Source organism: Sandarakinorhabdus cyanobacteriorum (assembly GCF_002251755.1).
GTDB lineage: Bacteria > Pseudomonadota > Alphaproteobacteria > Sphingomonadales > Sphingomonadaceae > Sandarakinorhabdus > Sandarakinorhabdus cyanobacteriorum.
On record NZ_NOXT01000125.1, the window covers coordinates 70843 to 80755 of the forward strand.

At 67.3% G+C, this 9913-nt stretch carries 9 protein-coding genes and 1 tRNA gene; 4 read left to right on the forward strand and 6 right to left on the reverse strand.

Translation table 11 applies throughout. From position 1 onward, the window contains the following. Positions 1–260: 260 nt before the first annotated feature. The 5 genes from CHU93_RS15950 to glmM form a co-directional block, all read right to left on the reverse strand. Entirely contained in the window at positions 261–1397 is a 1137-nt protein-coding gene (locus tag CHU93_RS15950) for a site-specific DNA-methyltransferase (protein WP_094475200.1), read from the reverse strand. A gap of 210 nt (positions 1398–1607) precedes the next feature. Continuing rightward, entirely contained in the window at positions 1608–2177 is a 570-nt protein-coding gene (locus tag CHU93_RS15955) for a ribonuclease HII (protein WP_094475137.1), read from the reverse strand. Then, positions 2174–3343 (reverse strand): bifunctional hydroxymethylpyrimidine kinase/phosphomethylpyrimidine kinase, encoded by a 1170-nt coding sequence (gene thiD, locus CHU93_RS15960; protein ID WP_094475138.1) that lies wholly within the window; start codon positions 3341–3343, stop codon positions 2174–2176. The genes CHU93_RS15955 and thiD overlap by 4 nt, the downstream gene beginning before the upstream one ends. Further along, entirely contained in the window at positions 3333–3560 is a 228-nt protein-coding gene (locus CHU93_RS15965; protein ID WP_094475201.1) for a DUF1272 domain-containing protein, read from the reverse strand. Before CHU93_RS15965 ends, thiD begins: the two co-directional genes overlap by 11 nt. Next, positions 3560–4906 carry a phosphoglucosamine mutase gene (gene glmM, locus CHU93_RS15970; RefSeq protein ID WP_094475139.1) on the reverse strand — a complete coding sequence of 449 codons (1347 nt, stop codon included), beginning with the start codon at positions 4904–4906 and terminating at the stop codon, positions 3560–3562. Before glmM ends, CHU93_RS15965 begins: the two co-directional genes overlap by 1 nt. Before the next feature lie 47 nt (positions 4907–4953). Here glmM and CHU93_RS18305 point away from each other — a divergent pair, with 47 nt between their 5' ends. The 4 genes from CHU93_RS18305 to CHU93_RS15985 all read left to right on the forward strand — a co-directional run bounded on the left by CHU93_RS18305 (position 4954) and on the right by CHU93_RS15985 (position 6753). Then, entirely contained in the window at positions 4954–5247 is a 294-nt protein-coding gene (locus CHU93_RS18305; RefSeq protein ID WP_341476594.1) for an aldo/keto reductase, read from the forward strand. Beyond that, complete coding sequence (locus CHU93_RS15975; protein WP_341476595.1) at positions 5244–5945, forward strand: aldo/keto reductase; 702 nt, start codon at positions 5244–5246, stop codon at positions 5943–5945. The genes CHU93_RS18305 and CHU93_RS15975 overlap by 4 nt, the downstream gene beginning before the upstream one ends. A 79-nt stretch (positions 5946–6024) precedes the next feature. Continuing rightward, the gene (locus CHU93_RS15980; RefSeq protein WP_094475140.1) at positions 6025–6630 is read left to right on the forward strand and encodes a bifunctional transcriptional activator/DNA repair enzyme AdaA; all 606 of its coding nucleotides are present in this window, start codon (positions 6025–6027) and stop codon (positions 6628–6630) included. 33 nt (positions 6631–6663) lie between these two features. Beyond that, a tRNA-Ser gene (locus tag CHU93_RS15985) sits at positions 6664–6753 on the forward strand. 2 nt (positions 6754–6755) lie between these two features. Here the strand turns inward: CHU93_RS15985 and CHU93_RS17370 are convergent. Continuing rightward, the gene (locus CHU93_RS17370) at positions 6756–9911 is read right to left on the reverse strand and encodes a CHAT domain-containing protein (RefSeq protein WP_243375740.1); all 3156 of its coding nucleotides are present in this window, start codon (positions 9909–9911) and stop codon (positions 6756–6758) included. Between the last annotated feature and the right edge of the window lie 2 nt (positions 9912–9913).

Below are 9913 nucleotides of genomic sequence, written 5' to 3' on the forward strand. Positions count from 1 at the left end.
CGGCGCGCGAGCTGCGGTCACCGCCGGAACATGTGCGGTCACCGCGCGCCCGTTTGCGGGCACAAAGGAAGGCGGTTTTGCCACGCCGGCACGGCCATCGACTCGCGCCCTGTCAGCCACGCAGCAAGCGTTGACCGAAAAATATTGGAATGTTCAATGTGTTGCTGGCCAACCTGTCCTACACAAAGCCAAAATGGCACAATCAGCAGGCTCTTTCACATTCAAAGCCGCAACCGCCGGAACGTGAAGGATACCAGGCGTCAGGCGCCCGCCGCAGTGGTTAAGCGGAACGCCTGACGCCTGGCATCCAGAGGCACCAACCGGCCATCGTCATCTTCGATGTGCCAGAAGGTCCAACCGTTGCAGCTTGGCAGGCCTTGTGCGGCGGCGCCCATCTGGTGGATGGAGCCCGTGCGCCCGGCCATGTCCAGGCTGCCATCAGCGCGAACGCTGGCACCGACCCGGCGACCCGGACCCCAAAGGCGTGTGCCGGGGCGGACAAAGCCGCTCTCGACCAGACTGCCAAACGGGATGCGCGGCTCCGCGCGCTTGCCTTCGCTGATCTCGATCGCGCCGCCTTCCAGCGGCAGCAGCCCGGCGATGCGCTGCTCGGCCACGCGGGCATATTTTTCCTCACGCTCGATGCCGATCCAGCGCCGGCCGAGCAATTTCGCCACCGCACCGGTGGTGCCGGTGCCAAAGAAGGGATCGAGCACCACATCGCCGGGCCGGGTGCAGGCCACCAGGATGCGATAGAGCAGCGCCTCGGGCTTCTGCGTCGGGTGCGCCTTGGCGCCGCCGTCCTTCAACCGCTCATTGCCGGTGCAGATCGGGATCAACCAGTCCGACCGCATCTGCACATCCTCGTTCATCGCCTTCATGGCGTGATAGTTGAAACAGTAACGGCTGTTCTCGCTCTTCGCCGCCCAGATCAGGGTTTCATGGGCATTGGTGAAGCGGGTGCCCTTGAAATTGGGCATGGGATTGGCCTTGCGCCACACGATGTCGTTCAGCAGCCAATAGCCTTCGTCCTGCAGCGCGGCGCCGACGCGGAAGATGTTGTGATAGGAACCGATGGTCCAGATCGCGCCATCCGGCTTCAACAGGCGGTGCGCCGCCTTCAGCCAGGCGCGGGTGAAGCGGTCATAGGCCGCGAAGCTGGAGAATTTGTCCCAATCATCGTCCACCGCATCGACCTGGCTGCCATCGGGCCGGTGCAGATCGCCGCCCAGCTGCAGATTATAGGGCGGATCGGCAAAGATCAGATCAACACTGCCGGCCGGCAACGCGTTCATCGCCTCGATACAGTCGCCGCGGATGATGCGGTTGGTGGCAAGCCTGGGCGCGGTCTTGCGGCCCGACAGGCCGGTTTCCACCAGCAGCCGTTCGGCATCCATCATGTCGGGGCTGCGAAACGCCTTCATCAAACCACTCCCTATCCAACAGGTGATGGTGATGAGTCAGATGCGATTCGCCGTCAAGAATCATTTTGAATCAATGGGATTCCCTGATTCGCTCGGGAATGGAATCAAATCGTGAACAGGCACAATATCTGGAGTCCCACAGGGCAAGCGGGACTCAATCCCTAGTGGTGTGACTCAAAAGACTCAGTTGGAAAATTCCGCCAGCACCCGCTTCACCGGGGCAAAGCTGCGGCGGTGATGCGGTGTCGGGCCCAGGCTTTGCAGCGCGCGGGCATGATCGGCGGTGCCATAACCCTGGTTCCGCGCCCAGCCATATCCGGGGTGCTGGCCGTCCAGCTCAGCCATGATCCGGTCGCGCGTCACCTTGGCGATGATCGATGCCGCCGAAATCGCCGGCTCCAGCCCGTCGCCGCCCACAATGGCCCGCGCCGGCCAGCGCCAGGGCGGGAGGCGATTGCCATCCACCAGAACAAGATCAGGCACTTCGCCCAGCGCATCGACCGCCCGCGTCATCGCCAGATGATTGGCCTGCAGGATGTTCAGCGCATCAATCTCGGCCACGCTGGCCTGCCCCACGCCGATCCGGCAATCGCTGGCCAGCAGCGCCGCAAACAGCGCCTCGCGCCGCTTGGCACTCAATTTCTTGCTGTCATTCAAGCCACTTGGCACCGCCCCACGCAGGATGACAGCCGCCGCCACCACCGGCCCGGCCCAGGGCCCACGCCCGGCCTCATCCACCCCGGCAATAATCACACGCGCCAGGGCGGGAACCGCCGATCCTCACCAGCATGATAAAGGCAGATGCTGTTTCCGGCCGGATCGCGCAGCCGGGCCTCGCGCCAGCGCCAATCCTCGTCGCGCGGCAATTGTTCAAACCCAAGCCCCGCCGCCTGCAATTCGGCCACCCAGGCATCCAGCCGCAATGATTCCAGATAGATGGTGGCACCGCCCACCGCCGCGCCATCAGCGTGGATGGACAAGGTGACGCCATTGCCTGCCTCGAACCTTGCATAGCCATTGTCGGGGCTGTCCACGATCTGGCACAGCCCCAGCAGCCGGTAAAAGGCGACCGACGCGGCATAATCGCGGGCTGCCACGGTGATCTGGTTCAGCACCGGGGCCGGCGCCGTCCCATCATTGATCACCGCCTGGTGCCCCATCGGGCCATGGCCCGCCCCCAGGCCGGGGGCCGACAACATGGCCAGCCGCACAAAGGCCCGCGCCCGCGCCACCGCATCCGGCAGCGCCAGCCCCTGCCCCAGCCCGCAGGCCAGCGCCGCCGACAGGGTGCAGCCGGTGCCATGGGTGCTGCCACTGGCAATGCGTGCGCCGCTGAAGGCCTGGTGGCCATGGCGCGTCACCAGCCAGTCGGTCAGCTCATCACCGTCCAGATGGCCCCCTTTTGCGAGCACGGCGCGCGGCCCAGCGTTCAAAAGTTCCTGCGCTGCCAACAACATGTCGGCCGCATCCGCCACCTCGGTTTCGGTCAGCGCCTCCAGCTCCGGCGCATTGGGGGTGATCACGCTGGCCAGCGGCAACAGGCGCTGCATCAGCGCCCACACCGCCTCCTCCTCGATCAGGGCGGCGCCGCCCTTGGCGATCATCACCGGATCCAGCACGATCGGCACCGTCACGCCGGCCAGGGCATCGGCCACGGCCGTGATCACCGCCTCGCTGCCCAACATGCCGATCTTGATCGCATCCACGCCAATATCATTGATGCAGGCGCGGATCTGGCCGGCAACGATCTCCGGTGGCACCCCGTGCACGGCGGTCACGCCACGCGTGTTCTGCACCGTGACCGCCGTCACCGCCGTCATGGCAAAGCCACCCAGCGCTGTGATCGTCTTGATATCGGCCTGGATTCCAGCGCCGCCACCACTGTCGGACCCAGCGATGCAGAGGATTCTAGCGACCATGCCTGCGCTCCAGCGATGCCGGGAAACGCGCCAGCGCCGCCCCCACCCGCAACGGCCGCGGTTGCAGATCGCCACCGCAATTGGGGCAACGCCCGGCCAGCGGCCCGGCGGTGCAATCCGCACAGAAGCTGCATTCAAACGAACAGATGCGGGCGCCCGCCTGATCCGGCGGCAAATCCACTCCGCAGCGTTCGCAATCCGGGCGCATCGCCAGCATCAGGCCGCCGCCACCGCCGCACACACATCATCGACGACGCGGGCAACCAGCGCCTTGTCCTCGCCTTCGGCCATCACCCGGATCAAAGGCTCGGTGCCGCTCTTGCGGATCAGCAGGCGGCCGCTACCGGCCAGGGCGGCTCCGGCTGCGGCAATCGCAGCCTTCACCCCGGCCGTTTCCAGCGGCGCCCCGCCGTTGAAGCGGACATTCTTCAACAGCTGCGGCAGCGGATCAAAAAGGTGCAGCAACTCGCTCGCCGGCTTGCCCGTTGCCACCAGCGCGCTGAGCACCTGCAGCGCCGCCACCAGGCCATCGCCGGTGGTGGCATGATCGGACAGGATGATATGCCCCGATTGCTCGCCGCCCACGTTGCAGCCGCTTGTCCGCATCATTTCAAGCACATGGCGATCGCCCACCGCGGCGCGGTGCAGGGCCACGCCCCGGCCGGCCAGGAACCGTTCCAGCCCCAGGTTGGACATCACGGTCGCCACCAGCGCCCCGCCCTTCAGCGTGCCGGCCTCCGCCGCGCGAGAGGCGATCAGGGCCATCAGCTGGTCCCCATCGACCACCTGGCCGCGTTCATCCACCACGATCAACCGGTCAGCATCGCCATCCAGCGCGATCCCGATATCGGCGCCGCTTTCCAGCACCTTCAGCTGCAGCGCCTTGGGGTGGGTAGAGCCCACCTTGTCGTTGATGTTGAAGCCATCGGGCGCCACGCCCATGGCAATCACCTCGGCGCCCAGTTCCCACAACGCCGCCGGCGCCACCTTGTAAGCGGCGCCATGGGCGCAATCGATCACGATCTTCAGGCCATCCAGGCGCAGCTGTTCGGGAAAGGTCGCCTTGGCAAAATGGATATAGCGGCCTTGCGCATCGTCGATGCGCCGGGCCCGGCCGATGGCGCGCGGCTCGGCCAGCGCAATCTCCTCCTCCAGCAGCGCCTCGATCGCGGCCTCATCCTCGTCCGACAATTTGTATCCATCGGGGCCAAACAGCTTGATGCCATTGTCGTGGAACGGGTTGTGGCTGGCCGAAATCATCACGCCCAGATCGGCCCGCATCGACCGGGTGAGCATCGCCACCGCCGGGGTAGGCATCGGGCCGAGCAGCGTCACATCCATGCCCACGCTGGTGAACCCGGCGGTCAGCGCCGATTCCATCATGTAGCCGGAAAGCCGCGTGTCCTTGCCGATCACAACCCGGTGAATATGCTGGCCGCGCAGGAAATGCCGCGCCGCGGCCTGGCCCACCTTCATGGCGAGGGCCGCCGTCATCGGCGTCGTGTTGGTCAGGCCCCGGATCCCATCGGTGCCGAAATAGCGGCGGCTTTGCTTGGCTGTCATGGCGACATGTCTTAGCGTGTGGCGCTGCCTATTGAAAGGGTTGCGCCATGCACACCCGCCGGATCGGCCCGCTCACCGTCTCTGCTCTCGGCCTGGGCTGCATGGGCATGGCCGGCACCGCCGGCGCTGCCGCCATGTATGGCGCGGTCGATCGCGCCGAAGCGATCGCCACCATCCACCATGCCCTTGATATCGGCCTGAATTTCTTCGACACCGCCGAAATCTACGGCCCCTTCGCCAACGAGGAGCTGCTGGCCGAAGCACTGGCTGGCCGCCGGCACCAGGCGGTGATCGCCACCAAATTCGGCTTCCGCATCGAAGGCGGCAAGTTGCTGGCGTGAACAGCCAGCCCGCCCATATCCGCGCCGTCTGCGAAGCCAGCCTCAAGCGGCTGAACAGCGATGTCATCGATCTGTTCTACCAGCACCGCGTCGATCCCGCCGTGCCGATCGAGGATGTGGTCGGCACGCTCTCCGACCTGGTGCGCGAAGGCAAGATCCGCGCCATCGGCCTGTCCGAATGTTCTGCCGCCACGCTGCGCCGTGCCTGCGCCGTGGCGCCGGTCGCCGCCCTGCAGAGCGAATGGAGCCTGTGGGAACGCGATGTGGAGGCCGAAATCGCCCCCACCGCCCGCGAACTGGGGGTCAGCTTTGTGCCCTATTCCCCGCTTGGCCGCGGCTTCCTCACAGGCCAGGTGCCGCGCGCCGAAGATCTGCCGCCCAGCGATTATCGTCACCATGATCCGCGCTACCAGGGCGCCAATTATGATGCCAATCTGGCGGCGGTTGCGGTGGTGAAACAGGTGGCGGCCGATCACCAGGCCAGCCCGGCCCAGGTCGCCATCGCCTGGCTGCTGGCCAAGGGCGATGATGTCATCCCCATCCCCGGCTGCAAGCGTCGCGCCACCCTGATCGACACGGCCGGTGCCGCCAATCTGTCCCTCACACCAGCCGACATTGCAGCCTTGGATGCCGCCCTGCCCCGCACATCGGGCGCGCGCTATGGCAGCAAGGCCGCATTGGCGATGACCCGGCTGTAAGAACGTCGCTGGCGGAAATCGGCCATGGTCTTCGCCTGGCCTCTGGTCGCCTGCGCGGGCTGGGCGTATCGTTTCCGCCATGCACGCCCCTGCCTCGCCAACCGTTCACGGCCTCGATTTCGATACGATGAACGCCGCCCGCCTGGCCCGCGATCCGGCCTATGACGGTATGTTCTTCATCGCGGTCAAGACCACCGGCATCTATTGCCGCCCGGTCTGCCGGGTGCGGCCGCCGCTCACCCGCAACATCAGCTTCTTTCCCAGCGCTGCCGCCGCCGAGCGCGCCGGATACCGCCCCTGCCTCAAATGCCGGCCGGAATCAGCGCCCTTCTGCCCGGCCTGGAACGGCACCCGCACCACGGTCGAGCGCGCGCTGAAACTCATCGATAGCGGCGCGCTGGATGGCGAGGGCACGGTGGAGCAACTGGCGATGCGCTGCGGTGTCGGCGCCCGCCACCTCACCCGCCTGTTCCGCCAGCACATCGGCGCCTCCCCCATCGAAGTCGCCCAGACCCGCCGGGTGCAGCGCGCCATGCAGATGATCGCCCACACCGCCCTGCCGATGACCGAGATTGCCCACGCCGCCGGCTTCGCTTCCCTGCGCCGTTTCAACGAGGTGATCGCCGCCCGCTATGGCCGCTCCCCCACCGAGTTGCGCAAGGTGCGCCCGCACAACGTGACTTGACCGCACCGCCCGTCAGCCACTAGGCCAAGCGCCGGACAGATGGCCGAGTGGTTTAAGGCAGCGGTCTTGAAAACCGCCGTGGGGGAAACCTCACCGTGGGTTCGAATCCCACTCTGTCCGCCAGCCTACTTGCCACTCGCCTGCCCCGATGGCAGCGACATCAGCGGCTTGGCGGCATCGCCCACAATCGCAAAGCCCGACCAATAATAGGGGTGCGAGGTTTCGGGCACATCCATCATCCGCACCTGCGAACGGCGCAGCGCCTCGCCAACGCTGATGCGGCCAACATCGCTGAACAGGCCGGTGATCAGCGTGCGTGTGGCGTCAAAGGCATCGGGCACCGGCCAGTGGCTGGCAACAACGGCGCGGGCACCGGCGCCGACAAAGGCGCGAACCAGGCCGTCGAGCGCGAAATTGCCGCCGGTGGTGATGCCGGCCTCGCGCGTGGCCGATGCGGTGGCAGCGCCGGCAGTGTCACAGGCGGACAGGATGATCGTATCAGCGTCCAGGCTGAGGTCAAAAATCTCCCGGAACGACAGCAGCCCATCGGTGCCCGCCCCGCCAAAACTGGTGAGCAGCGCCGGGCGTGCCGGGCATTCCGGGCGCGGCGCTGTAACCAGCCCGTGGGTGGCAAAGTGCAACACCTTGTAATTGCGCAAATCCTTGCGGCCCATCATCGCCGTGTCGGTGAAATCGCCCTGCGTCTGCACGGCCGAGCCGGCCGATTTCAGCAGATCGGCGGCCAGCTTGAGTTCGGCCGGCGAGATCGGATGCGCCCATTCCGCCAGCGGCCAATCGCATTCGTCGCGGGGCGGCAGCGGTGTCATCGGGGCCGGTGGCGGCGGCACAAGGGCGGCAACGGCCATCACCGGCGATGATTTCTGGCCTTTGCCCTTGGGCGGGGCCGGCGGTGGCGGCGGTGGCAGCACCGGCGGCAAGGCCTGTGCCGGGATCGCATTCTCGCCCAGCCCCAGATAGGCGTTGCTGGCGCGGCTGGCGGCCAGCTTGCGCACATCGATGAAGGCGCGCGGGCTGGTGGCGGTGGACACGATCCGGTCACGCCCCAGCCAGGCCAGGCCACGGGCATCAAAGGCATCGGCATTGGGATCATCCTGCCGCGCCTGATAGGCTGCCAGCCCCTCATCACCGCTCAGCATCAGGTTGAACGGCAATTGCAGCAGCGCCCCATCCGGTTCGACGATCAGGTGGCGGCTGGCCAGCACGGCCTTGTTGCCCGGGCCATCGGCCGGACCCATCACCAGCTGATAGAGCCGGCGCGCGGCGGCGGCATCAAACGGATAGGTGGTCGGCCGGCCATTTTCAAGCACCACCACCGAATCCCGGATGGTCTTCACCAACTGTCCCAAGTCAGACGCCGTCGCCGCCACCTTGTGCACCGAGGCGCTGTCGCGCCCCACCACCAGCACATAGGATTGTTCACCCAGAACAATCTGCTTCAGATAGGCTTCATCGCCCTTGAGCGCCTGTTGCAGGCTGGCCAGCGTGATGGCGCCGCCGGAAATGGAGCGGAAGCGCGGATATTCGGCCAGCCGGGCCAGCACGGCCGTCTGGTCACGGCCCAGCGTCGCGACCTTGTCGCGCAGCGCGGCAATCTGTTCCTGTTCCAGCGCATTGGGCGCTTCGACCTGCGCCAGCCGCTCCAGATCGGCCTGGGCCCGCACCAGATCGCGCGACAGGGTGATGGATTGGCGGAACAGGCCGGCCGCTTCGTCGCTGCCGCCCGACAGTTCGCGCGCCAGCACCGCCTGGGTCTGCGCCACACCCGGTCGCACCAGGATCTGGGCCGCATCAAAAAGATCAGACGCCGCCCCGGCATCGCCACGGCTGGCCAGCAGCGCCAGCCAGGGTTCCAGCAGCGGCCCCAGCACCTGCCCTGCCCCCGGCGTGTCGGGCGCCGCCTTGACCACGGCGCGATACAGGGTTGCGGCCTGATCGGCCTGGCCCTGGCGGGCAAACAGGGCCGCCTGCCGCGCCTGCTGGGCGAGCAGCGCCGCCGATTGCGGCAACTGGGCCGATGTGAGGGCCACGGCTTCGGCCATCGCAGCCAGCGCCGCCGGCCCCTGGCCATTGGCTTCGGCCACGCGTGACAATTCGCTGGCCACACCGGCGCGCAGCCACAGGATGGACAGCACCCGGCCACCGCGCACCTGGGACAGCGACCGCTGCGCGCCGGTCAGCGCAGCCTGGGCTTCGGCCAGATCGCCGCCGGCCGCGAGCGCCACGCCACGCAGATAGAGCGCCTGGCCGTCAAGGATGGTGGCGCGTTCCTCCGGCGACAGGATCGTGCTGCCGTACCCGAGTGCCCGCAGGGCATTGTCATCGGTCTTCAGCCGCTGCGCCAGCGGCACGTCGATATAGCCCTGGGCCAGGCGCGCCGTGTCGGTGGTGCCGATGTTGCCCGACACCGGCCGCGCCAGCGCCGCCAGCGCGGCTGCCGGCTTGCGCTGGTTCAACGCATGCTGGGCCAGCGCATTGCGCACCAGCCGGCTGGCGATCGGATCGCTGCCATCCAGCACCTGGGTGGCACGGGCAAACAGGCGCTGGGCTTCGGCAAAGCGGCTGAGATTGGACTGTTGCAGGCCCTGGTTGGCAAGATATTCGGCGCTGCGCGTGAAACCGGCGGCCCCGCGCCGGCTGCGCTCCACCAGCAGGTCGAAAAACTCCGCCGCCTCGGCAAAGCTGGCGGCATTGTTGCGCAGATAGGCTTCGGCCAGCGCCTGCCCCGGTTCCAGATTGCCGGCCTGGATGCGGGCAAAGGCGGCCGGATCACCGGCTTCGGTCGCGGCCACTTCCACCGTGCCGGTCACCGGCGCATCGGCGATCAGGCTCTTCAACCCCAGCTCGAGCGCCGAGCCATAGCCGGCCAGACCGTCGGCGATGAACAGCGTCTTGCCGCGCTGCAGCTGATAGCGCACCCGGCCAAGCCCCTCGACCGTGCAACGGCTGACCATCGCGCCGGGCAGGCTGGCGAGATTTGCGGCAGCAGGGGCCGGGCAACCGGCCGACAGCGCCGGCGCGGCCCCGCGCAAGGCATAAAGCGAGCCCACCGGCTGGGCGGCATCTCGGCAAACGATGCGATAGGCCCGGTCGAACAGGCCGCGGGTCGCCGGATCGGCCACCTGCACCTGCGCCGTGCACAGCACACCGGCGGTCCCGATGCGGAAACTGTCGGCCAGGGCCAGGCTTTCGGCCTGTGCCGGCACGGCAAGTCCCAGGCTGGTGCCCAGCAGGAACGGCAGCATCGTCAACGGTTGGCGCATCG